At 45.1% G+C, this 26567-nt stretch carries 19 protein-coding genes and 2 tRNA genes; 1 reads left to right on the forward strand and 20 read right to left on the reverse strand.

The genetic code is table 11. From position 1 onward, the window contains the following. The 15 genes from tadA to rlmE form a co-directional block, all read right to left on the reverse strand. Window positions 1–489 carry a tRNA adenosine(34) deaminase TadA gene (tadA, locus tag ACRRSW_RS16385; protein ID WP_432452184.1) on the reverse strand — a complete coding sequence of 163 codons (489 nt, stop codon included), beginning with the start codon at window positions 487–489 and terminating at the stop codon, window positions 1–3. 380 nt (window positions 490–869) lie between these two features. Next, on the reverse strand, window positions 870–2984 hold the full coding sequence (gene pnp, locus ACRRSW_RS16390; protein ID WP_432452183.1) for a polyribonucleotide nucleotidyltransferase: 2115 nt from the start codon (window positions 2982–2984) through the stop codon (window positions 870–872). Window positions 2985–3170: 186 nt separating this feature from the next. Next, window positions 3171–3440, reverse strand: a complete 270-nt coding sequence (gene rpsO / locus ACRRSW_RS16395) for a 30S ribosomal protein S15 (protein WP_432452182.1) — start codon at window positions 3438–3440, stop codon at window positions 3171–3173. Between the two features lie 101 nt (window positions 3441–3541). Next, the gene (gene truB, locus ACRRSW_RS16400; protein WP_432452181.1) at window positions 3542–4489 is read right to left on the reverse strand and encodes a tRNA pseudouridine(55) synthase TruB; all 948 of its coding nucleotides are present in this window, start codon (window positions 4487–4489) and stop codon (window positions 3542–3544) included. After that, entirely contained in the window at window positions 4489–4917 is a 429-nt protein-coding gene (gene rbfA, locus ACRRSW_RS16405; protein ID WP_432456153.1) for a 30S ribosome-binding factor RbfA, read from the reverse strand. The genes truB and rbfA overlap by 1 nt, the downstream gene beginning before the upstream one ends. 91 nt (window positions 4918–5008) lie before the next feature. Beyond that, a complete protein-coding gene (gene infB, locus ACRRSW_RS16410; protein ID WP_432452180.1) occupies window positions 5009–7660 on the reverse strand; it encodes a translation initiation factor IF-2 in 2652 nt (883 codons plus the stop codon). Window positions 7661–7683: 23 nt separating this feature from the next. Then, a complete protein-coding gene (gene nusA, locus ACRRSW_RS16415; RefSeq protein ID WP_432452179.1) occupies window positions 7684–9180 on the reverse strand; it encodes a transcription termination factor NusA in 1497 nt (498 codons plus the stop codon). A 12-nt stretch (window positions 9181–9192) separates the two neighbouring features. Next, a complete protein-coding gene (gene rimP, locus ACRRSW_RS16420) occupies window positions 9193–9651 on the reverse strand; it encodes a ribosome maturation factor RimP (RefSeq protein ID WP_432452178.1) in 459 nt (152 codons plus the stop codon). A gap of 145 nt (window positions 9652–9796) precedes the next feature. Then, window positions 9797–9873 (reverse strand) — tRNA-Met (locus ACRRSW_RS16425). 54 nt (window positions 9874–9927) lie between these two features. Further along, window positions 9928–10013: transfer RNA gene (locus ACRRSW_RS16430), tRNA-Leu, on the reverse strand. 8 nt (window positions 10014–10021) lie between these two features. Further along, a complete protein-coding gene (gene secG / locus ACRRSW_RS16435; RefSeq protein WP_432459864.1) occupies window positions 10022–10366 on the reverse strand; it encodes a preprotein translocase subunit SecG in 345 nt (114 codons plus the stop codon). Window positions 10367–10537: 171 nt separating this feature from the next. After that, a complete protein-coding gene (gene glmM / locus ACRRSW_RS16440; protein WP_432459865.1) occupies window positions 10538–11875 on the reverse strand; it encodes a phosphoglucosamine mutase in 1338 nt (445 codons plus the stop codon). Further along, a complete protein-coding gene (gene folP / locus ACRRSW_RS16445; RefSeq protein WP_432452175.1) occupies window positions 11875–12705 on the reverse strand; it encodes a dihydropteroate synthase in 831 nt (276 codons plus the stop codon). The genes glmM and folP overlap by 1 nt, the downstream gene beginning before the upstream one ends. Window positions 12706–12766: 61 nt before the next feature. Beyond that, the gene (gene ftsH, locus ACRRSW_RS16450; RefSeq protein WP_432452174.1) at window positions 12767–14689 is read right to left on the reverse strand and encodes an ATP-dependent zinc metalloprotease FtsH; all 1923 of its coding nucleotides are present in this window, start codon (window positions 14687–14689) and stop codon (window positions 12767–12769) included. A gap of 47 nt (window positions 14690–14736) precedes the next feature. Then, a complete protein-coding gene (gene rlmE / locus ACRRSW_RS16455) occupies window positions 14737–15366 on the reverse strand; it encodes a 23S rRNA (uridine(2552)-2'-O)-methyltransferase RlmE (protein ID WP_432452173.1) in 630 nt (209 codons plus the stop codon). A gap of 114 nt (window positions 15367–15480) precedes the next feature. Here rlmE and yhbY point away from each other — a divergent pair, with 114 nt between their 5' ends. Continuing rightward, the gene (gene yhbY / locus ACRRSW_RS16460) at window positions 15481–15777 is read left to right on the forward strand and encodes a ribosome assembly RNA-binding protein YhbY (protein ID WP_432452172.1); all 297 of its coding nucleotides are present in this window, start codon (window positions 15481–15483) and stop codon (window positions 15775–15777) included. A 384-nt stretch (window positions 15778–16161) separates the two neighbouring features. Here yhbY and ACRRSW_RS16465 read toward each other — a convergent pair whose 3' ends face one another. The 5 genes from ACRRSW_RS16465 to pulA all read right to left on the reverse strand — a co-directional run bounded on the left by ACRRSW_RS16465 (window position 16162) and on the right by pulA (window position 26259). Continuing rightward, window positions 16162–16767, reverse strand: a complete 606-nt coding sequence (locus ACRRSW_RS16465; RefSeq protein ID WP_432452171.1) for an HAD family hydrolase — start codon at window positions 16765–16767, stop codon at window positions 16162–16164. A 60-nt stretch (window positions 16768–16827) separates the two neighbouring features. After that, on the reverse strand, window positions 16828–17304 hold the full coding sequence (gene greA, locus ACRRSW_RS16470) for a transcription elongation factor GreA (RefSeq protein ID WP_432452170.1): 477 nt from the start codon (window positions 17302–17304) through the stop codon (window positions 16828–16830). A 145-nt stretch (window positions 17305–17449) separates the two neighbouring features. Next, window positions 17450–20668: a carbamoyl-phosphate synthase large subunit gene (gene carB / locus ACRRSW_RS16475; protein WP_432459866.1), complete on the reverse strand. Its 3219-nt coding sequence runs from the start codon at window positions 20666–20668 to the stop codon at window positions 17450–17452. A 19-nt stretch (window positions 20669–20687) separates the two neighbouring features. Next, window positions 20688–21830: a glutamine-hydrolyzing carbamoyl-phosphate synthase small subunit gene (carA, locus tag ACRRSW_RS16480; RefSeq protein ID WP_432459867.1), complete on the reverse strand. Its 1143-nt coding sequence runs from the start codon at window positions 21828–21830 to the stop codon at window positions 20688–20690. A gap of 460 nt (window positions 21831–22290) precedes the next feature. Next, window positions 22291–26259, reverse strand: coding sequence for a pullulanase-type alpha-1,6-glucosidase (gene pulA / locus ACRRSW_RS16485; RefSeq protein WP_432459869.1), 3969 nt, complete (start codon window positions 26257–26259; stop codon window positions 22291–22293). Window positions 26260–26567: the final 308 nt, after the last annotated feature.

The following is a 26567-nucleotide window of genomic DNA, read 5'->3' on the forward strand; positions in this document are numbered from 1 at the left end:
TCACTTTAACTGTTGTTTTTTTCGCAACTTATGTTGTTCACGACGACCGCGAAAAAAACGACTAAGTTTCTCACTACAACACTCCGCCAATATCCCTCTTTCAATCTCAACACGATGATTTAACTGTTCTGTGTCGACAATATTAAACACACTACCTGCAGCCCCCGTTTTTAAATCCTGAGCTCCAAATACCAAGCGTTTTATTCGGGCATGAACCATTGCACCAGCGCACATCGTACAAGGCTCTAGAGTGACGTACAGAGTAGTATCAAGCAGCCGGTAATTCCCAATTTTTTTTCCCGCTTCACGTAGCGCCAATATTTCAGCGTGAGCCGTGGCATCATTCAAAGTAATGGTTTGATTCCAACCCTCACCAACCACTTTCCCTTGATGCACGACCACAGCCCCCACTGGCACTTCACCTTGCTGTTCAGCTCTATCGGCTAAAGCCAAGGCATGCTTCATCCAGTCTATATCTGTCGTATCCAAAGGCTTTCTCAGCTTCAACAAAATCGGGTCGCTATTGTAAACCTGAACCACTATAAGTTGAAAGACACTCTGCCCTTTGTTTTTATAGCAGGAGATTAATATCAATTTGATGAATAATATGATCAAATTATTGCACAGAATAAATCGGCCAGTCACGAGGTATGAAGTGCAGTCATTGGTCGCTCTAATTACAAGGCGTATAACGCTACTACGGCGATTTAGGCCCGTAAAAATGAACAGATAATTCGTCATACCGAAAGCCATTAAAGCTCAACGAACAGCCGCATCCTCATGCCAAACAGGTACACTTACTCTGTCACTTGATTTTTTGGCAATAAAAAAGCCGACCAAGGTCGGCTTTTTTCGTTCAGTAAACCCGCTTATTCAGCAGGGGTTTCCACGGCGGCTTCAGCTGGTGCCGCAGCTTCTTTAATGCTCAAGCGAACGCGACCTTGGCGGTCTACTTCCAACACCTTAACTTTAACGATATCGCCAACAGTCAAGTGGTCAGAAACGTTAGCAACTCGCTCTTGAGAAATTTGCGAGATGTGAACTAAACCATCTTTACCTGGAAGAATTTCAACGAATGCACCGAAGTCTGCAAGACGAACCACTTTACCTTCGTAGAATTGACCCGCTTCAACTTCTGCGGTGAGCTGCTGAATACGCTTAATCGCTTCTTGCGCTTGCGCGTTGTCAGTTGCGGCAACTTTCACGGTACCGTCATCTTCAATTTCAATAGTGGTGCCGGTTTCATCGGTCAATGCACGAATAGTTGCACCGCCTTTACCGATCACATCTTTGATCTTCTCTGGGCTGATCTTAATGGTGTGGATACGTGGTGCAAATTCTGAGATCTCTTCACGAGAAGTACCAATCGCTTGGTCCATCACACCCAAAATATGTAAACGCGCGCCTTGTGCTTGACGTAGGGCGATTTCCATAATTTCTTTGGTGATACCTTCAATTTTGATATCCATCTGCAATGCAGAGATACCTTCAGAAGAACCCGCTACTTTAAAGTCCATGTCGCCTAGGTGATCTTCATCACCTAAAATGTCAGAAAGCACAACAAAGTTATCGCCTTCTTTCACCAGACCCATTGCGATACCCGCAACCGAAGCTTTAATTGGAACACCAGCATCCATCAATGCCAATGAGCTACCACAAACCGAAGCCATTGAGCTTGAACCGTTTGATTCAGTAATTTCTGAAACTACACGTACTGTATACGGAAACTCCTCAGAACTTGGCATTACCGCAGCAACACCACGTTTTGCCAGGCGACCATGACCAATTTCACGACGTTTAGGTGAGCCAATAAAGCCAGTTTCACCAACACAGTAAGGAGGGAAGTTGTAGTGCAACATAAAGCGAGAGGTTTGCAAGCCAGCCAATGAATCAATCATCTGAGCATCACGTTCGGTACCTAAAGTACAAGTCACTAAGGCCTGAGTTTCACCACGAGTAAAGACCGCACTACCGTGAGTCCGCGGTAATACACCAGTCATCACGTCCAGCGCGCGGATCATATCAGGTTCGCGACCATCGATACGAGGCTCGCCAGCAATAATGCGTGAACGCACTACATTTTTCTCTAATTTACCGAGTTCATCGCCAATATCTTGTGAGTCAAGTTCAACATCTTCGGCACTAATGGCTTCGATTACTTCTTTCTTGATTTCGCCAACTTTCGCATAACGCTCAGCTTTATCGGTAATTTGATAAGCGGCAGTTAATTTTGCTTCAGCAAGTACCGCGACTTTATCTTTAAGTTCAACGTTAACTGCCGGCGCTTGCCAATCCCATGCGGGTTTAGCTGCTTCTTCACATAGTTCTTTAATCGCAGTAATGACTGCATTCGATTGCTCATGACCGTAGACTACCGCGCCTAACATCACTTCTTCAGATAATAGCTCAGCTTCAGACTCAACCATCAATACTGCACTTTCAGTACCCGCAACAACTAAATCTAGTTTGCTTTCTGGTAGTTCTTCGGTGGTTGGGTTAAGAATGTAATTACCATCAATGTAACCCACTCGAGCCGCGCCAATCGGGCCATTGAATGGAATACCAGAAAGGCTTAACGCTGCAGAAGTACCAATCAAAGCCACAATATCAGGCTGCACTTGTGGGTTGACAGACACCACAGTCGCAACAACTTGAACTTCGTTGACGAAGCCTTCAGGGAACAGTGGACGGATTGGACGGTCAATCAAACGTGCGATTAAGGTTTCATCTTCTGAAGGGCGACCTTCGCGTTTGAAGAAACCGCCAGGAATTTTACCTGCTGCGTAAGTACGTTCTTGGTAGTTCACAGTCAACGGGAAGAAATCTTGGCCAGGCGTAGCGGTTTTCTTACCCACTACCGATACAAATACTGTTGTATCATCCATAGTTACCATTACAGCAGCGGTTGCTTGGCGAGCGATTGCGCCAGTTTCGATGGTGACTGTATTCTCACCGTATTTAAACGTTTTTACGATAGGATTCACGTGAATTTCCTTTAATTTATGTGCTCTTTTAATTCGCGCTAAAGTATAAAACAATGCTATGCCAAAAGATAACTTTATCCTTACTAAAACCGTCGTTATCGGGCTGGTTTTATGAATTTTATTAAGCGAACGAAAAAGGGAGCCATTAGGCTCCCTTTAGATATTCTGTTTTGCTAAGGTCTATGATTAGCGACGTAGACCTAATTTAGCGATCAATTCAACATAGCTTGCTTGATTTTTACGCTTCAAATAGTCAAGCAATTTACGACGTTGGCTAACCATACGTAGTAGACCACGACGACTGTGGTGATCGTGAATGTGCTTCTTGAAGTGACCTTGCAAATGGTTGATTTGTGCAGTTAACAAAGCAACTTGAACTTCAGAAGAACCAGTGTCTCCTGCTTCACGCGCGTATTCTGCAACGATTGCTGCTTTTTCTGTGCTACTTAGTGACATACTAACTCCTAAAAATTTAAATTTACTCATCGCCAATCACTAACTCAGCGATGAAGGACGCGCATTATATAGCGCTAAATTCGTAGTTGCAAGCGAAACACTTAACTATCGACGCTCTGAATTAAGCGCTTCGGTGCAACCAAACCATCATCATTCAGCTGGCCTATTCCCACAAAACGAGCAGGCTCACCAATGGTGATTCTAAATACATCATTCAGCGGCGCACCGGCAACTTGTAGTGCTTGTCCCTGCATTAAGTAGCCGCCTAAGTCTTCAGGAATGTTTACCTCAGCTAAATGCGCAACCGCCGAATCCATCGGCAACAATAGCGGGTCTAACAACTCTTTAGGTGCAATCTCGCTTTGATTCGCTTGCTCTAACAGCGCATCAAGCTGCTCGGGAGTCACCATCCGCTCACTTGGGTAATCAGCCACCTGTGAGCGATGTAATTTCACCACATGCGCACCACAGCCAAGCATCTCACCTAAATCATCAATAATGGTGCGAATATAGGTACCTTTACTGCAATGAACATCCAGTGTCAGCATATCGCCATCAAGAGAAATAAAGTTATTCTCGTAAACGGTAATCGGTCGAGCCTCGCGCTCAATCGTGATGCCTTCACGAGCATAGCTATATAAAGGACGACCATTATGTTTTAGTGCCGAAAACATCGATGGAACTTGATTGACTGGCCCACGAAATGAATCTAAAGTCTGCTCAATTTGAGTTTTAGTCACCTGAACCGGGCGCGTGTCGACCACTTCACCATCCGAGTCTGAAGTATTGGTTCGAACACCTAACTGAGCCGTCACCTGATAACGCTTATCCGAATCGAGTAAAAACTGAGAAAATTTAGTCGCTTCACCTAAGCAAATCGGTAACATACCGGTAGCCAGTGGATCAAGTGCGCCAGTGTGTCCAGCCTTCTGGGCGAAATAAATACGCTTCACTCGCTGAAGGATACCGTTTGAGGACACCCCCGTCGGTTTGTTTAGCAGTAAGATGCCGTCAATCGCACGGCCCTTTTTTCTGCGCCCTTGCACCATTACTCGTCCTCTTTCGCTTGCTCATCTGATTGTTCTTGTTCAAGAGTACGACCCGATGCAGCGGCTTTCTGCTGATCATTTTTCACTGCGCTACTCGCCAGCTCAGTCATCCTCAAACCTTCACGTAAAGAACCATCGTATTGGAAACGTAGTTCCGGCACTGCACGTAGACGCATTGCTTTGGCTAACAAGTGGCGAACATAGGGTTGATGTTCACTTAACGCTTCCAAGCTAGCTTTAACCGCTTCTTCGCTGTCATCTAAGAAAGTGACAAACACTTTGGCATAGGATAAATCACGGGTCACATCAACGGCAGACACCGTGACCAGACTTAAACGGGAATCACGTACTTCGCGTTGTAATATCACCGCGACTTCTTTCTGAATTTGTTGGGCCACCCGGTCTGGACGGCTAAATTCTCTAGGCATCATTATTCTCCTGATACCACTCCCATAGGGAGCGTAGAAACAACAATGGGGGCGCAAGCCCCCATTTAAGAGATATCGTTAAACCTTACACCTAAAGTGTACGTTGAACTTCAACAATCTCAAATACTTCAATTTGGTCGCCAGCACGAACATCATTATAGTTCTTCACGCCGATACCACATTCCATACCGTTACGAACTTCGTTCACATCATCTTTAAAGCGACGTAATGATTCAAGCTCGCCTTCATAGATAACAATATTATCACGTAATACACGAATAGGATTTGAGCGCTTCACGCTACCTTCCAGAACCATACAACCAGCAATCGCACCCAGTTTTGGTGACTTAAATACGTCACGAACTTCAGCTAAGCCCATAATTTGTTGTTTGAATTCTGGCGCTAATAGGCCGGTCATTGCGCTCTTCACTTCATCGATCAGATCGTAAATTACACTGTAGTAATGTAAGTCAACATTTTCTGATTCGATAATACGGCGAGCGGTCGCATCGGCACGAACGTTAAAGCCAAGCACAATCGCATTTGAAGCGGCAGCTAAAGTCGCATCAGTTTCGGTAATACCACCAACACCACGGCCAATGATACTAACTTTGACTTCATCAGTAGACAATTTTTGCAATGAATCCGAAATCGCTTCTAGTGAACCTTGTACATCAGACTTCAAGACAATATTTAATTCTTGAACTTCACCTTCTTCCATGTTGGCAAACATGTTTTCAAGTTTAGATTTTTGCTGACGCGCTAGTTTCACATCACGGAATTTACCTTGGCGATACAAGGCAACTTCACGCGCTTTTTTCTCATCACGAACAACCGTTGCTTCATCACCCGCTTGCGGAACACCAGAGAGACCAAGAATCTCTACAGGAATAGATGGTCCGGCACCTTCGATGTCTTTACCATTTTCATCTTTCATGGCGCGAATACGTCCGTACTCTAAACCACAAAGTATAATGTCACCACGTTTCAATTGGCCATGTTGAACCAAGATTGAAGCTATCGGGCCGCGGCCTTTATCAAGACGAGATTCGATGACCACACCCGATGCAGCACCGACATGACTCGCTGTAAGCTCTAATACATCAGACTGCAATACAATGGCTTCTAAAAGCTCATCGATCCCTTCACCACTTTTCGCCGAGACGTGAACAAACTGAACATCACCGCCCCAGTCTTCTGGGATAACTTCGTGTTGAGAAAGCTCATTTTTGACCCGATCCGGATCAGCGCCTTCTTTATCCATCTTGTTCACAGCAACCACTAACGGAACGCCAGCTGCGCGAGCGTGCTGGACGGCCTCTACAGTCTGTGGCATCACACCGTCATCAGCAGCAACGACTAATACCACGATATCAGTCGACTTAGCACCACGAGCACGCATAGAGGTAAACGCCGCGTGTCCAGGAGTATCTAAGAAGGTGATCATGTTACCATTAGTTTCTACATGGTAAGCACCAATGTGCTGGGTGATACCGCCAGCTTCACCATCGGCAACTTTAGCGCGACGAATATAGTCAAGTAAGGATGTTTTACCGTGGTCAACGTGGCCCATGATGGTCACAACTGGCGCACGGGTTGTTTTCTCACCCGTCGATTCAGCTTCTTGCATCACTTGTTCTTCAAGCGCGTTTTCTTTAACCAGCACCACTTTATGACCAAGCTCTTCAGCAACCAAAGTTGCAGTTTCTTGATCGATGACTTGGTTAATGGTTGCCATTGCACCCATCTTCATCATCGCTTTAATGACTTCGGTCGCTTTTACCGCCATTTTAGAGGCTAGCTCGCCGACAGAAATGGTTTCACCAATGCGCACTTCACGTTCTACTGGTTGAGCTGGTTTGTTAAAACCATGCTGCATTGCTGTAGGCGTAGCCACTTGACGTTTGTTTCCTTTGCGGCCACCACGACGAGAGTTGTTATCGTCGTTTTGCTTCGCTTTACGCTTCTTACGACGAGGAGCTTCGGCTTTTTGCTCTTGCTCATCTTCAGCAGCACGCGCATAAGTAGACGTTGTTACATGGTAATCAGCTGACTCTTCTCGCTTCTTACGTAGTTTTTCTTCTTCAGCCCAGCGCGCAGCGTTTTCAATCGCTAGCTTTTTAGCTTCTTCTGCTTTTTTCTCAGCTTCAGCTTCAGCTTTAGCCACTGCAGCTTCTTCTTGCTTGCGTAAAATATCAGCCGCTTCTTTCTCTGCAGCTAATTGCTCTGGTGATTTTGCTGCATCGGCCTGTTGCTTCTCAGCTTCCTTCGCTTTAGCGGCTTTCGCTGCAGCGGCAGCTTTTTCTTCGCGTTTCACTTTTTCTTCAGCTTCGCGCTTAGCATTTTCTTCAGCCGCTTTCTTAGCCGCTTCAGCTGCAACTAAACGTGCTTGTTCTTCCGCTTCAAGACGCGCTTTTTCTTCGGCTTCTTGTTTCGCTTGCTCTTCTACGGTGCTACGTTTGACATAAGTGCGTTTTTTACGCACTTCAACTTGCACTGCGCGCTTACCGCCGCTACCCGCGACACTCAAGGTGCTCTTGGTGGTGCGTTTAAGTGTCATACGGCTTGGAGAGCTCTCTTCGCCGTGCTGTTGTTTTAGATGCTCAAGAAGCTTAGCTTTCTCTTCTTGAGTCACCGAGTCCGTTAAAGATTTCTGAATGCCTGCATCTGCAAATTGCTGAATTAGCTTATCTTCGTTTGTTCCCACGTCGGTCGCGAGTTGTTTAATTGAAACTTCTGTCATCGGGCTATTATCCTCCGTCGACCTTATTCTTCGTCGCCAAACCAGCAAATCTGTCTGGCAGCCATAATTAGTTCGCCGGCTTTTTCGTCCGACAATTCTTCAATATCTTCTAGCTCATCAATCCCTTGTTCTGCGAGATCTTCAAGGGTCACAATCCCCTTACTTGCCATAACAAATGCCAAGTGGCGCTCCATTCCCTCGAGAGCGAGTAATTCTTCGCTAGGCTCAGCATTATCCAAAGACTCTTCTTTCGCTAAAGCTTCGGTCACCAATGCCGCTTTGGCTCGTTCACGCAAGGCATTAACCGTGTCTTCATCAAGACCATCAATACTTAACAGCTCATTCACTGGTACGTAAGCGATCTCTTCTAAAGTGGTAAAACCTTCATCAGCCAGTACCGTTGAAAACTCTTCATCAATATCAAGGTATTGAATAAAAGTATCGATAGCTTTTTGTGCTTCCGCTTGATGCTTGTTATTTGCCTCTTCAACTGTCATTACGTTCAGTTCCCAGCCAGTAAGCTGTGAAGCCAAACGAACATTCTGACCGTTACGGCCAATTGCTTGAGCTAAATTATCTTGTTCAACGGCGATATCCATAGAATGGCTATCTTCGTCGACAATGATAGAAGCAACTTCCGCTGGAGCCATCGCGTTAATCGCAAACTGTGCGGCGTTGTCATCCCATAATACAATATCAACACGCTCATTATCCAACTCACCCGAGACGGCTTGAACACGTGCACCACGCATACCAACACAAGCACCCACAGGATCAATGCGTCGATCATTACTCTTCACCGCAATTTTTGCACGAGAACCAGGATCACGAGCAGCCGCGACGAGATCGATCATCTCTTCAGCGATTTCTGGAACTTCAATGCGGAATAACTCAATCAACATTTCCGGGCGAGTACGGCTCATAAATAACTGAGCACCGCGAGCTTCCGGCTTCACTTCGTAAAGCAAACCGCGCACTCGGTCACCGGGACGAAACGCTTCACGCGGTAGCGATTCTTCGCGATGAATAACCGCTTCTGCATTATTGCCTAAATCAACAATGATATTTTCGCGGCTTACTTTTTTAACAATACCGGTTACTAATTCATTCACTTGATCAAAGTACTGTTCGACCACTTGAGCACGTTCTGCTTCACGTACTTTTTGAACAATAACTTGCTTAGCTGTTTGCGTGGTAATCCGGTCAAATACAACCGACTCAATTTGTTCCTCAACGTAATCACCAAGTTCGATACTAGGCTCTTCATATTGAGCCGCATCTAGGGTGATTTCACGATATGGATTTTCAATGGCTTCTTGATTTTCTACCACTCGCCAGCGACGGAACGTTTCAAAACTACCGTCTTTTCGGTCAATATCGACACGAACTTCGATATCACCTTCGTATTTTTTCTTGGTTGCTGTAGCTAAAGCCACTTCCATAGCTTCAAAAATCTTCTCACGCGGCAATGCTTTTTCATTCGATACCGCGTCAACAACCAACAAGACTTCTTTGTTCATTCCTCACCCTCTTCAATCAAATTGGGGAACTAGATGCGCTTTTTGCACGTTGCCTAGCGCTATCCGATGTTGTTCTGATGCAACTGCGAGCACGACGGTGTCGTCTTCAACAGCAATGATTTCGCCCTGCCATTTTCGACGGTTACTCACTGGCATACGTAATTGAATAAATACAATTTCGCCAATAAAACGTTGATAATGCTCTGCTTTAAACAGAGGACGTTCTAAACCAGGAGATGACACCTCAAGGTTATATTCTGTACTAATTGGATCTTCTACATCCAATATGGCGCTAGCTTGTCGACTAACATCCGCGCAATTGTCTACATTAATCCCATCTTCATGGTCGATGAAAAGACGAACAATAGAATGCTTGCCAGCACTTACGTATTCGATGCCTAACAACTCAAACCCTAGCGCTTCAACCGCTGGTGTAAGCATGTCAGTGAGTCTTTGTTCTACAGTTGCCAAGGTTTCCCTCCAGAAACAAAAAAAGGGCGTAATAGCCCAGTTCTAGCACCTAAGGTGCGGCGAAAAAATAACAAAAAGCCCCGATGAAGCGGGGCTTTTAAATTTCTGAGCCTTTAAAAACTATTCACACTAGGTGTTGAATAGTTGGTTGCGGGAGCCGGATTTGAACCGACGACCTTCGGGTTATGAGCCCGACGAGCTACCAGACTGCTCCATCCCGCGTCCGAATTGCCGAAGATTATATCAATCACTCGTCAAGGATGCAAAAATAACTATTGGTGCCGAGAGCGGGACTTGAACCCGCACGTCCATAGGACACTACCCCCTCAAGGTAGCGTGTCTACCAATTCCACCACCTCGGCAGTTTAAACTAGTTTGGAACGTCACTACCTGGTGTAGCCGGCAATGCTGGTACATCACCTTCAGGTACTACTTGCTCAGCAATTGGCTGAGACAAATCGCTCCACTCATCAACTTGTTTACTTTGTTTGGCTGAAAGGTTGCCTAACGCCAAGCTGATAAAAATAAATAACATTGCACAAATAGCGGTTGAACGAGTTAAGAAGTTACCAGAACCAGAAGAACCGAATACTGTGTTAGATGCACCGGAACCAAAAGATGCACCCATATCAGCGCCTTTGCCTTGTTGGATCAATACGAGACCAATCAACGACAATGCCACTAACAAATAAACTACTAATAAAATTTCGTACATTCTCTTTCACCTAAGTGTGGGTCGGTCATTATTCCGACCGTCAATTAGTGAAACACAAGTCACCAAAGCGGGCGAGATATTAGCGAACCTATGCGTTTAATACAAGCGACAACTTAAAAAAAGTCACATTCTTCGTTCAACCGTTTAAATATCGTGCACTTCAAACAAATATTAAGCACATGCGGCGCGCACGGCTTCGGCAATATCATTGGCACATTGCTCAACCAGAGCTGAATCAGCCCCTTCGACCATCACTCTTAATAACGGCTCGGTTCCAGACTTGCGCAATAAAACTCGGCCACTATCGGCCAATTGTTGTTCAGCTTTCGCCTGCGCTAATTTAACCAGCTCACTATTTAAGGGATCCGACTCACCTTTAAAACGAACATTCACCAATAACTGAGGATAAAGAGTGAGCTCAGCCAACAAACCACGTAGGCTTTGTTTTTGAGCCAACATCGCCGCTAATACTTGTAAAGCGGCAACAATACCATCACCAGTGGTGGTATGTCCTAAACATATGATATGGCCTGAGTTTTCTCCACCGAAAAACCAACCTTTCTCAGACAGCTGCTCCATGACATAGCGGTCACCAACTTTGGCACGACTAAACGGAATATCCATGCCCAAAAAGGCTTGCTCAAGCGCCAAATTACTCATCAGAGTCCCCACAACACCACCGCTTAGGCGCTGACCTAATTGGGCATCTTTGGCTAAAATATAAAGGATCTCATCACCATCAACTTCGACACCATATTGGTCAATCATCATGACGCGGTCACCGTCACCATCGAGGGCAATGCCTAAATCTGCTTGATGCTCTAATACTTGCTCCGCCAATAAACGGGTATCGGTCGCACCACACTTGTCATTGATGTTTAACCCATTGGGTTGGTTACCAATAGCGACAACCTCGGCACCCAGTTCACTGAAGACCTTCGGCGCAATGTGGTAAGTCGCACCATGCGCACAATCAACCACAATTTTTAAGCCCGCGAGACTAAATTTGTTAGGAAAAGTACTCTTGCAAAATTCGATATAACGACCAGCCGCATCTTCAATACGTCTGGCTTTCCCCAAGTTGGCTGAATCGACACAAGTCATGGGATTGTCCAGCTCTGCCTCAATCGCCAGTTCAACATCGTCAGGTAACTTGGTTCCACCCGCAGAGAAAAATTTAATGCCGTTATCGTAATAAGGATTATGTGAAGCGCTAATCACAATGCCAGCTTCGGCTCTAAAGGTGCGTGTTAGATAAGCCACCGCAGGAGTGGGCATAGGCCCCACAAAACTGGCTTGAACACCGGCTGCGGATAAACCTGCTTCTAGGGCCGATTCCAACATATAACCAGAAATCCGCGTGTCTTTGCCAATTAATACTTTTCGAGTACCAGTACTCGACAATACCTTCCCTGCAGCCCAACCCAATTTTAATGCAAATTCTGGGGTAATTGGGTAATCACCCACCTTACCGCGGACACCATCCGTGCCAAAATATTTTCTTGTCATTATTTACTCATCTGTACCATAGAAAAAACCTTTAAAGCGTCAGCCGTGGCTTGCACATCATGCACACGAAAGATCTGCGCCCCTTGTTCAGCAGCCAGCATAACGCCGGCAATACTCGCAGCCAACAACTGTTCCGTCGGCCGATCCAGCAACTTACCAAACATGCTTTTACGAGACATACCGGCCAACACTGGCAGTTGCAACTGTTGACACTCGGCTAAGCGCGCTAACAGTTGATAATTATGCTGTACGCTCTTACCAAAACCAAAGCCAGGATCAACAATTATATTAGAACGAACGATTCCTACTGCTACACAGTTCTCAACTCGCATTTTTAGATAATCAATCACCTCTGTAACAACATCCTTATATTCTGGATTCGCCTGCATGGTTCTTGGTTGCCCTTGCATATGCATTAAGCAAACGGGTACCGCTAGCTCTGCCGCGACTTCCAATGCTTGAGGCTGACTCAGTGCACAAATGTCATTAATCATGTCAGCGCCATTTAATACCGTTTGACGCATCACTTCAGCCTTGCTGGTATCGATAGATACCAGGCATGAAAAGCGCTGTTTAATCGCCGCAACTAAGTCTACGGTGCGGGCTAATTCGTCTTCTAGGCTCACCGCTGGCGCGCCAGGGCGAGTTGATTCCCCGCCAATATCGATAATGTCGGCACCCTCAGCCAACATTTGTTCAACTCGCTGCAATGCCCGCTGCTTAGAGAGGTACTGACCACCATCTGAAAATGAATCAGGGGTAACATTAAGAATGCCCATGATAACTGGACGAGTGAATTGGTGAGGGCCAATTTGAAAGGATTGTGTCATATCATTTTACTTATAAAAAAGCCCTGTAAGTAACTTACAGGGCTAATAGCTCAATGAGCAATTACTGTGCTGGATCTTCGCCCATAGACTTAGGCTGATCTACCGAATCAGACGAGTTGTCATCTGGCTTAATATCCGCTTTAGAAGGAGTGTCTCCATCATCCCAATCCGCTGGTGGACGAGGCGTTTTACGCATCATCAAATCATCAATCTGTTTCGCATCAATCGTCTCGTATTTCATCAAAGTGTCTTTCATGGCATGCAAAATATCTATATTTTCTGCAAGCAAGGATTCAGCACGGTGATAATTACGATCAATGACCGAGCGAATTTCAAGATCAATGGCTTTCGCAGTATCGTCGGACATATGCTTGGTTTTCGCTGCAGTACGCCCTAAGAACACTTCACCTTCTTCATCAGCGTACAACAATGGCCCCATCGATTCCGACAGGCCCCACTGAGTCACCATTTTACGAGCAATTTCAGTGGCGCGTTCGATATCATTACTGGCACCTGTGGAAACTTTCTCATCACCATAAATAATCCGCTCCGCGAGGCGTCCGCCATACAAACTCGAGATCATGCTCTCAAGATGCTGTTTACTATGGCTCACCCGATCCTGCTCAGGCAGGTACATGGTTACCCCCAGTGCGCGGCCACGTGGTATAATACTCACCTTATAAACTGGATCATGCTCTGGCACCAAGCGGCCAACAATCGCATGACCCGCTTCGTGATAGGCTGTCATTTCTTTTTCGCTTTCAGTCATCACCATTGACTTGCGCTCAGCACCCATCATGATTTTGTCTTTGGCTTTTTCAAACTCTTCCATGGCGACCACTCGCTTACTACCACGAGCAGCGAATAATGCGGCTTCATTGACCAGGTTAGCCAAATCGGCACCAGAAAAACCAGGCGTTCCACGAGCAATGACACTTGGATCGACGCCATCGCCTAAAGGCACTTTACGCATATGGACTTTAAGGATCTGCTCACGACCGCGAATATCTGGTAAACCAACAGTGACCTGACGGTCAAATCGACCAGGACGTAACAAAGCGGGGTCAAGTACATCGGGGCGGTTGGTTGCCGCAATCACAATAATCCCTTCGTTACCTTCAAAACCATCCATTTCGACTAACATTTGGTTTAAAGTCTGTTCACGCTCATCATGTCCGCCGCCGAGACCAGCTCCACGCTGGCGACCAACTGCATCGATTTCATCGATGAAAATAATACAGGGCGCTGACTTTTTAGCTTGTTCAAACATGTCTCGTACCCGTGAGGCACCCACACCAACAAACATTTCAACGAAGTCTGAACCAGAAATGGTAAAGAAAGGTACTTTTGCTTCACCAGCAATCGCTTTGGCGAGTAGCGTTTTACCTGTACCAGGAGGACCTACCATCAAAATACCAGTGGGAATTTTTCCGCCCAGTTTTTGGAATTTAGTTGGGTCACGCAAGTAATCGACTAACTCAGCAACTTCTTCTTTTGCTTCATCACAACCAGCTACGTCAGCAAAATTAGTCTTAATTTGATCTTCGCTCATCAAGCGTGCTTTGCTTTTACCAAAAGACATTGCCCCTTTACCACCGCCGCCTTGCATTTGACGCATGAAGAATATCCATACCCCAATCAGCAGTAACATAGGGAACCACGAGATGAAGATCTGCGCCAACATGCCTTGCTCTTCTGGCTGCTCGCCCAACACTTTCACATTATGATTAATCAAATCATTTAGTAAGTCTTTGTCGTGTAAAGGAATAATGGTGGTAAACTGCTCGCCAGTACGCTTAGTACCTTTAATATCTTGCCCACTAATTCTCACTTCACGGATCTGCTCTTGATTCACATCCTTAACAAAGGTTGAGTAATCCATTTGCCGACCATTGTTTGAATCAGGACTAAAGCTTTGAAATACGGACATCAATACAACCGCAATCACTAGCCACAGAATCAGATTTTTTGCCATGTCACTCAAGACGAAAACCTCATCGGTTATTTAAATACGAATTATTACCTAGCGTACTATAGTTTAAAGCCACTAGCTACTATATAGACCTCTCTAGAGCGAGCCCTAGAGGAATCTGGTTTGCGCGTTTTTACACTACTGAACATAGAACGCACATCTTGCAGATATCGATCAAAGCCTTCACCTTGAAACACCTTCACCACAAAGCAGCCTTTGGGGGCTAATACTTCCCGGCACATCTCTAAAGCTAACTCAACCAGATACATCGCTCGTGATTGGTCAACATTACTATTACCACTCATATTCGGTGCCATATCAGAAAGCACCACATCTACTTTCTTCTCACCGACTCGTTCGAGCAGAGCATTTAACACGTCTTCTTCACGAAAATCTCCGCATAAGAAATCAACGCCAGCAATCGGGTCCATTGGTAAGATATCGCAAGCAATTACATGCCCATTCAAGCCCAGTTGCTCAACACAATATTGCGACCAACCGCCAGGAGCGGCACCTAAATCAACCACCGTCATACCAGGTTTTAATAACTTATCTTTATTTTGGATCTCTTCTATCTTAAACACTGCGCGAGAACGCAGCCCAAGTTTCTGAGCTTTTTGAACATAATGATCATCAAAATGTTCGGTTAACCAGCGTTTGGAGCTCGCCGTATGTTTTTTATTGGTCACAGATAGTTTCCACTATAGTTACAAAACCACACCGTATAGTGATTATAAAATAGTATTCATCCATAGATGGCGCTAGAATGTGCCTTTTTCAACCCCGAGTAAGCAGAAAGTTTCATGCGACTGACTAACAAACAAAAACAGCACCTAAAATCCTTGGCTCATAACCTTAAGCCAGTTGTGATGCTTGGGTCGAATGGACTCACCGAAGGAATTCTAGCAGAAATTGATATCGCCTTGGCGCATCACGAGCTGATTAAGGTGAAAATTGCAACCGACGACAGAGAAATGAAACAATTAATTGCCGATACCATCGTCAGCAAGGCGGAAGCGGTCAAGGTCCAAGTGATTGGTCACATTTTAATTCTTTACCGCCCGAGTGAAGCGCAAAAAATAGAATTACCTAAGAAATAAAAAAAGCGGCAATAGCCGCTTTTTTATACTGCAAATTTCAGTACTTGAGAAAACGCTGAGCTTGGATGCTGGCTAGCACCCTATTTTGCATGAAATTAACCAACTCTGATGGCGGTTACTGCAGCAAGTCATCAATGATGCGAGAAACAACGCGTTAGTTTAAGAGCAACACCCAGCTTTTTTCGCGGGTATGCTCCCATCGATTGCCAACTAAAACACCTCTTTGCCCCGACTCGACGAGCAGCCGTTTTACCGATAAATTTCGAGCGATTACCGAGTATATAAAGGCTCATGGCGCTGAGTAACTATCTCTATATGCCTTAGCCAACGAAGCGAAATCGTCAACGAGTATCACCACCTGATACAACAAACGCTCGCATTTATTTAACCTGCGGCAACAAACTCAGCCAAACTAAAATCTTTCACTAGCACACAATCCATTTTCGCATTTTGTGCGGCCTGTAAGCCAAAAGGAGTATCTTCAAACACCAAACAGCGTTTGGCAGGCACATTCAACCGCCTTGCGGCTTCAAGAAAGGTATCAGGTTCGGGCTTATGCGCATTCACATCATCGGCACTGACCAAAGCCGAAAAATGTCCAGTTAAATTTAAATTATCCATAATACGCTGCATATTAACTCGCTCGGCTCCTGTTCCCAATGCAAAGCGCTTATGCCCTTTAAAGCGATCCAAGAGTTGGCAAGTCACTTCTATCTTATTTACCTGTTCCCAGTGGCCTTCAAAGCAGGCTCGCTTATCCATCAATAACTGCTGAGCATCGAGTGTGAGCTGAAAATGCTGCTGATATTGTTGGGCAATTTTTAAGGTCGGCATACCGCCTCGTTGGCCGATAAAGTCGATATATGCGGGTAAATTTTGCTTTGCCAAGGCCTGTTCCCAAGCCGCTAAATGCGCAGGCATCGAATCAACTAAAGTCCCATCCATATCAAAAATTAAAGCATCGTATTTCGAGTAATCAATATCTAACACTGCGCATCTCCAACAAAAAACGCAGCAAATTGCTGCGTTTAAGTGAATCAAATAACTAGGTTATTTATATTCAACATTAACAATTTCGTATTCAACTTCACCGCCAGGGGTAATCACATTGACACAGTCATCCATTTCTTTACCGATCAACGCTCTGGCAATTGGTGAATTAACTGAAATAAGATTCTTTTTAAAATCAGCCTCATCATCACCCACAATACCATAGGTAACTTCTTTATCGGTCTCAACATTTAACAAGGTGACCGTGGCACCAAAAATCACTTTACCAGCATTCACTATCTTCGTAACGTCAATCACCTGAACATTACTCAACTTGCCTTCAATATCTTGAATTCGGCCTTCACAAAAACCTTGCTGCTCGCGAGCCGCATGATATTCAGCATTTTCTTTTAAATCACCATGCTCACGAGCAGTGGCAATATCTTCAATAATTCTAGGGCGAACAACCGTTTTCAGATGTTCTAACTCTTCACGTAATTGCGTCGCTCCGCGCACCGTCATTGGAACAGGTTTCATATTCACTAACTCAATCAAACAAGAAAAACAGAAAAAAATTGGCTGTCGATGACAGCCAATTTACTTTTATTTATAGGTGCAGTGTAACGCGATTTTAAGCTGCGGTGAAGTGATTCACCGCCAAAGTCATCGCGATTACTAATGATTACACTATACGTTTATGCAAATCTTGGAGGGAAGTCACAGTACCACGGTCATCGGCATTATGTGCTAAACAAGTTGCAAAGGCCCCGTTTAAGGTAGTGGTATAGTTTATTTTTTGCACCAAAGCAGCCCGCCGCAATTGACGAGAATCTTCGATAGATTGACGCCCTTCAGTGGTATTGATGACATAACTGTACTCACCATTTTTTAAACGGTCCAAAATGTGTGGCCGACCTTCGTGTACCTTATTCACCAAACGAGGATTAATACCCGCTTCGCCAAGCGCCACAGCTGTACCGTGAGTAGCATCGAGTTGATAACCCAACTCGACCAGCTTAGCCGCAAGCTCTGCCACCCGCTTCTTATCGGAATTACGCACCGACAACAACACACGACCACTCTTCGGTCCGTCATTGCCAATCCCTAGCTCAGCTTTAGCGTAGGCTTCAGCGAAAGTATCACCTACCCCCATCACTTCACCCGTAGAACGCATTTCAGGGCCTAAGATAGGGTCAACACCGTGGAATTTGTTAAACGGCAATACCACTTCTTTAACAGAATAAAAAGGTGGGATCACTTCTCTAGTAATGCCCTGCTCAGCTAAGGATTTACCAGCCATAACCCGAGCAGCCACTTTAGCAATTGGAACCCCAGTTGCCTTAGAAACAAATGGCACGGTGCGCGCAGCACGAGGGTTGACTTCGATTAAGTAAATTTCGTCATCTTTCACTGCAAACTGGGTATTCATTAAGCCAATCACACCCAGCTCTAAAGCTAAGGCCTTCACCTGTTCACGCATTCGGTCTTGAATTTGTGGGCTTAAGGTATAAGCAGGCAATGAACAGGCAGAATCACCCGAGTGAACTCCCGCTTGCTCAATGTGCTCCATAATGCCGCCAATCACCACATCTTTACCGTCACAAATGGCATCAATATCGATTTCAATGGCATCATTTAGGAAGCTATCAAGCAGTACCGGCGAGTCATTCGATACACTAACCGCTTCTTTGAAGTAGCGACGTAAATCGATTTCGTCATAAACAATTTCCATGGCTCGTCCGCCTAACACATAAGAAGGACGTACCACTAAGGGGTAACCAATACGCTCTGCAGAAATAAGGGCATCTTCCGTCGTGGTTACCGTATCATTCTCAGGCTGTTTCAGCTTCAAACGATCGACAGCTAGTTGGAAACGCTCACGATCTTCGGCGCGGTCAATCGCGTCAGGCGAAGTACCAATAATCGGCACGCCAGCCGCTTCTAGCTCACGTGCGAGCTTAAGCGGCGTTTGGCCACCATACTGCACAATCACCCCAGTTGGCTGCTCAACACGAACAATTTCCAGTACGTCTTCTAAGGTTACCGGCTCAAAGTACAAGCGGTCAGAAGTATCATAATCGGTCGATACCGTTTCTGGGTTACAGTTCACCATAATGGTTTCGTAACCATCTTCTCGCATCGCAAGCGCTGCATGAACACAACAGTAGTCGAATTCAATACCTTGACCAATACGGTTAGGACCGCCACCTAAAACCATGATTTTTTTATTGTTCGTAGGATTGGCTTCACATTCTTCATCATAAGTTGAATACATGTACGCAGTATCAGTAGCAAATTCTGCGGCACAAGTATCAACCCGTTTGTAAACCGGTAGCACTTCTAAACGGTGACGTAGTTTACGAATTTCTTTCTCAGACACCCCAGTAAGCTTTGCCAAACGCGCATCGGCAAAGCCCTTGCGTTTGAGTTTGCGCATCGTCGCCTCATCTAGGCTAGCAACGCCTGCTTTGGCAACTTGATTTTCTAGTAGCACGATGTCTTCAATTTGCACCAAAAACCAGCGGTCAATATTGGTCAGGCCAAAGATATCTTCAACGCTCATTCCCGCACGGAATGCGTCTGCGATATACCAGATACGGTCACAGCCTACGTTTTGCAATTCGTGACGAATAGTTTCCATGGCATCAGGCGCATTTAAATCAACAATCGGGTCAAAACCATCCACCCCAACTTCTAGACCGCGTAGCGCTTTTTGCAGTGACTCTTGTTGGTTACGACCAATCGCCATCACCTCACCCACCGACTTCATTTGGGTGGTTAAGCGGTCGTTAGCACCAGCAAACTTCTCAAAGTTAAAGCGAGGGATTTTAGTGACTACATAGTCAATGGAAGGCTCAAACGACGCAGGTGTCTGACCACCGGTAATATCGTTTTGCAGCTCATCAAGGGTAAAGCCTACGGCTAACTTAGCTGCAATTTTTGCGATGGGGAAACCAGTTGCTTTAGACGCGAGTGCAGATGAGCGCGATACCCGCGGGTTCATCTCAATAATCACCATACGGCCAGTGTTTGGACAAATCCCAAACTGAACGTTAGAGCCACCTGTTTCTACGCCAATTTCGCGTAAAACCGCTAACGAGGCATTACGCATCAATTGGTATTCTTTGTCAGAAAGCGTTTGTGCAGGAGCAACCGTGATTGAGTCACCGGTGTGTACGCCCATTGGGTCGAAGTTTTCAATAGCACAGACAATGATACAGTTGTCGTTTTTATCACGAACCACTTCCATCTCGTACTCTTTCCAACCAATTAAACTTTCGTCAATCAATAACTCACTGGTTGGAGAAAGGTCTAAGCCTCGAGTACAAATTTCATCGAACTCTTCTTTGTTATAAGCGATACCGCCACCAGTACCCCCCATGGTGAAAGAGGGTCGAATAATACAAGGGAAGCCGACTTCGTCTAAGACCTTGTAAGCCTCTTCCATAGAATGGGCAATACCGGCATTTGGACAAGCTAAACCAATACTTTTCATAGCCTTGTCGAAACGGCTGCGATCTTCTGCTTTATCAATCGCGTCCGCCGTAGCACCAATCATTTCAACATTGTATTTTTCGAGTACGCCCTTGCTCTCAAGCTCTAGCGCACAGTTCAATGCGGTTTGACCACCCATCGTCGGCAGAACTGCATCCGGACGTTCTTTGGCGATAATTCGTTCTACAACTTCCCAATGAATCGGTTCGATGTAGGTGGCATCAGCCATCTCCGGGTCAGTCATAATGGTCGCGGGGTTAGAGTTAACCAAAATGACTCGGTAACCCTCTTCACGCAAGGCCTTACAAGCCTGGGCACCAGAGTAGTCAAACTCACAGGCCTGGCCGATAACAATCGGGCCTGCGCCCAATATCAAAATGCTTTTTATATCATTACGTTTTGGCATAAGTTCTGCTGCTCTCTACCTACGCTTGGCCGTTAAGGCGCTGCTCAATTAATTCAATGAAATGGTCAAACAATGGCGCTGCATCATGCGGACCAGGGCTCGCTTCAGGATGACCCTGAAAACTAAACGCAGGCTTATCGGTGCGATGAATACCCTGTAAGCTTTGGTCAAACAGTGAGAAGTGGGTCATTGTTAGCGTATCTGGCAAGGTTTTTTCGTCAACGGCAAAACCGTGGTTTTGTGCGGTAATCATGACTCGATTCTGCTTAATGTCTTTCACCGGATGGTTCCCACCATGATGACCAAATTTCATCTTCACGGTTTTAGCGCCACTGGCTAAAGCAAGAATTTGATGGCCTAAACAGATCCCAAATACGGGGATATCTGTTTCGAGGAAGCGTTGAACCGCCGCAATGGCATAATCACATGGCTCTGGATCACCGGGGCCGTTTGATAAGAAGATACCATCCGGCTTAAGTGCCAAAACATCTTCGGCGGGCGTTTGTGCTGGAACCACGGTCAACTTACAAGCTCGGTCAACCAACATACGTAAAATATTACGCTTCACGCCAAAGTCGTAAGCAACCACATGAAATTTATTCTCTTCACTGTCTGCCGGTAAGCCATTGGCTAAGTCCCAACTGCCTTGCGCCCAGGGATAAGACTCCAAAGTTGTCACTTCTTTGGCCAAATCCATGCCCTTTAGACCCGGAAAAGCTTTCGCGTCCGCTAGAGCTTTTGCTTCGTCCAGATCTTCCCCAGCCACAATACAACCCGCCTGAGCACCTTTCTCTCGTAAAATACGGGTTAACTTACGGGTATCAATGTCAGCGATCCCCACCACATTACGAGACTCTAAATATTCACTCAAACTTTGCTGGCTGCGGAAATTGCTCGCTAACAAAGGTAAATCACGAATCACTAAACCACAGGCATGAATACTCGAAGACTCTTCATCTTCAGGTGTTGTTCCGTAGTTTCCAATATGGGGGTAAGTGAGGGTGACTATTTGGCGAGCGTATGAAGGGTCAGTTAAAATTTCTTGATATCCGGTCATCGAAGTATTAAAAACAACTTCTCCAACGGCACTTCCATTGGCTCCGATTGCAGTACCACGGAACACGGTACCGTCTTCTAATACCAGCAGCGCTGATTTGCTCAAGGCAACCTCCTAACAAAGAATTGTCGATACGACAAAGTTGAACTAAAGCCTAACTTTAGCCCAACACAATAAAAATTTGGCAAATTCCGCGGATTATAGAAGAGATAAGGCAAGAGATCTATTGTTTTTTATACAAACTTATGAAAATAAGTTATTTAGCTGAAAATACGACTTTAATAGCGATAAATACAATTTTCCCACTCCAATTGAAAACTTAAAATGATAAAAACAATAATATAAGAATGCTAATTATCCACATAAATATTCTAACAACTTTTACTAAACAAAAAGCGGATTTTCACCTACAACGTTCTGACACAAGCTTATCAATTCAGTCTTGGGCCTGTACTTCATTCATCAAATAACAATAAATGTAATAACTATGTAAACCAACTGAAATTTATTGCGCATAAAAAAGCCGACCTTAAGGGTCGGCAATTAATCAGTTTAAGAAATTTTGTTATTGGCTCACAGTTAACACTGGTGCATCCGCATTAGCGGTATTAAGTGTGAAAGTATAACTCCCCGCTTCCGTAACCGAGAACTTCATATTGGCACTTGCGCTACCGCCATCTAAAGTCACTGGTGAGTCTAGAGCGACGCTAGTATCTGCCCCAAAATTAACAGCTGCGGTCCACGCTGCATCTGCAATCTTCATCTCGTAATCTCCAACCGTAAGGTCCAAGGTCAAACGATAAGTATTAGTAGCAGTGTAAGCAAATTTGGCACTTGAATCCTCTGCAGGCGTATCCCAAGTGGTAATGGTTCCGCGCAAGAAAATATCGGAGCTATAAGTTGGAGTTAAGCTTTGCTCAGATTTTGTTACTGAAACAATCGCTTTATCATCCTCACTGTCAGTTTGTACATATTTCGCATCTAAAGTGAACTTATACAGACCGTCTTCGCTTACTGGCAATTTACAGTTTTCCGCATCACCTAAACTAATTGAAGTTTCGGCCTGAGTCGCCCAATCACAGCCAATATTTGGGCTCGACCAAGATGAATCAGCAAACTTAAACTCATAACCATCATTGGCATTCAAACTAACCGTCAACTCATAGATGCCATCCCCTTTAAAGGTCATGGCATAGTCATCGTTATCGGCCCAGTCATTCATACTACCTTTCACATAAACGGTCTGGTTAAATGGCGGTATTGTGGTTAAGTCTTTATTACTGGTATTCACTGGTAAACCGGCACCTTGCGCGCCATCTTGCGGTTGTACAAATACCGCGGTGGTGCGTGCTGGCACAGTAAAGCTTGCGTTAGCGAAACTTGCGCCTTGCACAACATCATCAGCAGAATTTTTCTGAACGGGGTGTAACTCAAAACCGCTAGCACCCGCTATTTCAAAGCTTTGCTCCTCATCTGTAGCATTCAGTACCACAACAATCGCATCATTGTTTGCATCCAAGTCTGAGCCAGCACTCGTGCCATCATCAATCGACATCACGATCAGGCCTTGCACCTGTTCTTTACCAACGTTGCGGAAATCAACCCTCGCTTTAACCGCATCCGCATCTTTCAATCTAAATAGTTCACTCCCTGAGCGTATTTTTAATAACTCAAGGAACTGCTCTTTAGTTAATGCGATATCAGCAGGCTTAACTTGCGTCGTCTGGTCGGCGATAATCTTCTTGATTAAGTCCCAGTTTGCCTCATCTTTATCGGCTCTCGGTAGGCCTACATTCCAGTTATTGCTTTGACCTGAGAAGTCGACTCGGTTAAACCAATCACCCGAATCATAACTATCTCGTTGCATCGACTTAGAACGCAGTAATTCAGATCCCATGTGAATAAATGGGATCCCTTGACCTAACATCACCGTCGATAAACTCACCGTTTGCATCCGGGCACGATCCGCGGGGGAAGTTCCAGTGGTCGCTTTATAGGCATTGTTATCCCAAAGCGTTTGGTTATCGTGCTTAGAAACATAGGAGATATTTTCCGAAGGACTCAGTGTATAACCCGCTTTTGCGCCGTTATAATCGACATCTTCACCGCGCTTGGTATTCCCCTCTGCATCCAACAACACAAATTTCTGTAAGTTGCCAGCCATTCCCAAACGAATTAAGTCTTGATTGTGGAGTGCATCAGCACGGAAGCTATCCGCATCGGAATTGAGATCGTTCAGCGTGTCCGCATTACCAAAGCCTTGAGTTTTACGAATGCCATCACCACTATCAAATGGACTCCCTCCACGTACCGCGTCGCGTAAACGATCGGAGAAGGTACCAATACCAGTGCCGGCCATATTCCATTGGGTTGATTGCTCGAAACGAGCGTTATTAGAGACTTCACCGAAGTCCCAGCCTTCCCCATAGAAATAAGTATCATCATCCACTTTTCTAACTGCAGCCAAAGAATCAACCATTAAATCTTTCGGCTGATGCCCCATCAAATCAAAACGGAAACCATCAATTTTATACTCTTTAGCCCAAGTCACTAATGAGTCGGTCATTAGTTTACCCATCATCAGATTTTCGGTAGCAGTGTTGTCACAACAGGTTGAGGTTTCCACATCGCCAGTATTAGGGTTTCGACGATGATAGTATCCGGGGACAATTTTATCGAGTACCGACTTATCCTCTACTCCCGAAGCATTGGTATGGTTATACACTACATCCATAACAACCTGCAGTCCCATATCGTGAGTTGCCTTCACCATTTCTCGGAACTCTTTGATCCGAGTCGTGCCTTCTGCATCTGTTGCGTAACTACCTTCAGGCACGGTGTAATGATAAGGGTCATAACCCCAGTTAAAACTATCTAAAGCACGTAAATCCCCCATCAGTGCTTGTGCGTCACCCGTGGTTGGGTCGTAAGAATCTAATAGATCTTCAATAACTTTGCCTTTATCGGCAGTCTCACAAACTTGAGCACTGGGTTTTAAGTCACATAGCTTAGCCACAGTATCGGTGATGTTCACCACCTTATCGGGGTCTTCATCTACTGTTGCAATATCAAAGGCAGGCATAATATGTAAGGTGGTTAATCCAGCTTGTTGCAACTCTTTAAGATGAACTACCGAATCCCGTTCAGCTTCCGTCAAAGCTAAGTACTTACCATTGTATGCCTTGGTACCAAGACTATCACTGGCGCTAAAATCACGCAGATGAGATTCATAGAGTACATGGTCAATATCTTTGGCTAGCTTGGGTACTTCATCACTGTCCCAACCCGTAGGTTTTAAATCCTTAGACTCTAAATCAACCACTTGAGAATAAGCGGAATTAGCCGACAAACTTAAGGAGTAAGGGTCGGTCACCATACGCGTTTCAATGTTACTGGTTGTAGGATGATAAACCGTCACTTCATAGCGATAGTATTTACCAACGACGTCCGATTGCTGAGCCGACCACACGCCGTTTGCAGCTTGAGTCATCACAACAGGCTGACCAAAAGCCTTGAGTTGGTCGTCATACAGATACAGTTTTAGATTTTGCGCCGTAGGTGCCCACACCTTAAAGGTCACACCATCATCGCTCACAATAGCACCGAGCTCTTCCGACAGAGCACCTTTGTCACCCTGTACAAACACAGCGTCAATCACCCCCGCTTTTTGCACTTGAGTGGCTGCGGTCGCTTTCCCTTCGGCATTTTTTGCCACCACCACAATTTGGCTCTTCAAAATAGTTTTAAGCGTTGCATCATCAACGTCAATACTGGCCGCGGCTAAACTCGCTAAATGTGGAAAACGCTTTTTAACTGCATCACTCAAGGTTCCTTCACTCAAAGTAACTGCGGTACCACCGCTAACTTCTTTGGTTTCTGGATCCATTGCGATTTTATTTTCAAGATCATAGCGTAGCTCTAAAGAACTCGCGCTACCAACAGATTCCCAGGCGATGGTTTTTGCATCCACCCAGTGCGCTTTAGCACCATCAATTGCCACCGGACGTTCAGCAATCGGCGCATAGAAAATCTCGCTACTGCCATGAAAACCGAATAAACCTTGAGACTCACCCAATTTTGTTAATTCTACTTTTGAATTTGCACTTCCAAATGCCTTGTCATCTCCATTATGCAGAATAAAATTCATACACTGATATGGGTCATTAGCATCGGGATCAACTTTTAATACATAATAGGCACCGTAAGTTTCACTAATACCCGTAGCAAGATAAGGTGAAGACCAATCCGTTCCCGCTTCGGCGACACCCATCGCTTCCAAATCAGTACTGGTACAGCCCTCACCATTCCACAAATGCAGCCCCCAACCTGCATAGGCTGATTCATTAACCTTTGCCTGTGCATCATCGCGCTTATAATAGATAACGACTTCATTTTCAGCGGCAGAGTACAGCCCATCAATCACTCCACTATTACCTGAACCACTCGATTCATCACTACTCCCACAACCCATCATTGCTACTGCCGCAATAAATGGCATGGTGAGCTTTGCTAGCTTCGTTATTTTTATGTCCATGTTAACCTTCCTTTCCTCATTGCTAATCCAATCTTCAACAACTCTGTTTAGATTTTTTTGGTTCTCGCCTTCCATTGGACGAGATGACAATAAGGTAGAATTTCAACAAAAAAAGGACTGTGACTTCAGCGTAACTTTATGTAACACAGCGTAAGTTACCTGTATTTTTTATAACCTTTGTGAGGCCGATCAAGCACATAATTCTTGAAAGCGATTTCAAAACATTCGTTGATAACGCTTTCAAATGTCATTTTAGTATATTATATCGATAGTTAAATTCAGCTCCAAAAAAAAACGCCGCAAAGCGG

Source organism: Agarivorans sp. QJM3NY_25 (assembly GCF_050870875.2).
Classification (GTDB): Bacteria; Pseudomonadota; Gammaproteobacteria; order Enterobacterales; family Celerinatantimonadaceae; genus Agarivorans.

Coding starts and splice junctions, on each gene's coding strand:
- rpsO (WP_432452182.1), bottom strand. CDS start 3,440: ATGTCACTAAGTAGCACAGAAAAAGCAGCAATCGTTGCAGAATACGCG.
- truB (WP_432452181.1), bottom strand. CDS start 4,489: ATGGTGCAAGGGCGCAGAAAAAAGGGCCGTGCGATTGACGGCATCTTA.
- rbfA (WP_432456153.1), bottom strand. CDS start 4,917: ATGCCTAGAGAATTTAGCCGTCCAGACCGGGTGGCCCAACAAATTCAG.
- infB (WP_432452180.1), bottom strand. CDS start 7,660: ATGACAGAAGTTTCAATTAAACAACTCGCGACCGACGTGGGAACAAAC.
- nusA (WP_432452179.1), bottom strand. CDS start 9,180: ATGAACAAAGAAGTCTTGTTGGTTGTTGACGCGGTATCGAATGAAAAA.
- secG (WP_432459864.1), bottom strand. CDS start 10,366: ATGTACGAAATTTTATTAGTAGTTTATTTGTTAGTGGCATTGTCGTTG.
- glmM (WP_432459865.1), bottom strand. CDS start 11,875: ATGACAAGAAAATATTTTGGCACGGATGGTGTCCGCGGTAAGGTGGGT.
- folP (WP_432452175.1), bottom strand. CDS start 12,705: ATGACACAATCCTTTCAAATTGGCCCTCACCAATTCACTCGTCCAGTT.
- yhbY (WP_432452172.1), top strand. CDS start 15,481: ATGCGACTGACTAACAAACAAAAACAGCACCTAAAATCCTTGGCTCAT.
- greA (WP_432452170.1), bottom strand. CDS start 17,304: ATGAAACCTGTTCCAATGACGGTGCGCGGAGCGACGCAATTACGTGAA.
- carB (WP_432459866.1), bottom strand. CDS start 20,668: ATGCCAAAACGTAATGATATAAAAAGCATTTTGATATTGGGCGCAGGC.
- pulA (WP_432459869.1), bottom strand. CDS start 26,259: ATGGACATAAAAATAACGAAGCTAGCAAAGCTCACCATGCCATTTATT.